The 729-nt window shown below is 63.5% G+C and carries 1 protein-coding gene; it reads left to right on the top strand.

Translation table 11 applies throughout. The features are described from left to right. Positions 1–729: MBG domain-containing protein (locus AX735_RS26125; RefSeq protein WP_446471843.1), on the top strand; the 729-nt coding region annotated here is incomplete at both ends.

Raw genomic sequence — 729 nt, 5'->3', positions numbered from 1 at the left:
CCACGATCGCGAGCAACGTCGGCAGCTATGCCATCACCGGTTCCGGCGCATCTGCTACCAATTACGACTTTGCCTATGTGCCCGGCACGCTCACGATCACCAGGGCGTTGCTTACGGTGACCGCCGACAATGCAACGCGGGAGTACGGCCTCGCCAATCCGGCGTTCACCGGCACGATCAGCGGCCTGCGTGCGGGCGATACCGCCAGCGTGGTTTCGGGCCTGGCCTATGGTACCGCGGCCAACACCGGATCGGCCGTCGGCAGTTATGCGATCACAGCGTCGGGTGGCAGCGCGACCAATTATGACTTCGCCTATGTCCCCGGCACGCTGACGATTACCAAGGCGCTGCTGACGGTGACAGCGGACAACGCGACGCGCGAATATGGTCTCGCCAACCCCGCCTTTACCGGCAGCATCACCGGCTTCCGCAATGGCGATACCGCCAGCGTCGTCTCAGGCCTCACCTATGGTTCGGTCGCGACGATCGCGAGCAACGCCGGAACCTATGCCATCACCGGATCCGGCGCCACCGCGACCAATTACGATTTCAGCTATGTTCCGGGCACGCTGACGATCACCAAGGCGCTCCTGACGGTCACCGCGGACAATGCCACGCGCGAATACGGGCTCGCCAACCCCTCCTTCACCGGCAGCATCACCGGCTTCCGCAATGGCGATAATGCCAGCGTGATCACCGGTCTGGTCTTTGGATCGGTCGCCACGATCG

Source organism: Blastomonas sp. CCH1-A6, assembly GCF_001556365.1.
GTDB lineage: Bacteria > Pseudomonadota > Alphaproteobacteria > Sphingomonadales > Sphingomonadaceae > Blastomonas > Blastomonas ursincola.
The sequence above is the reverse complement of the archived record's forward strand: the minus strand, read 5'-3'. Positions and strand labels throughout refer to the sequence as shown.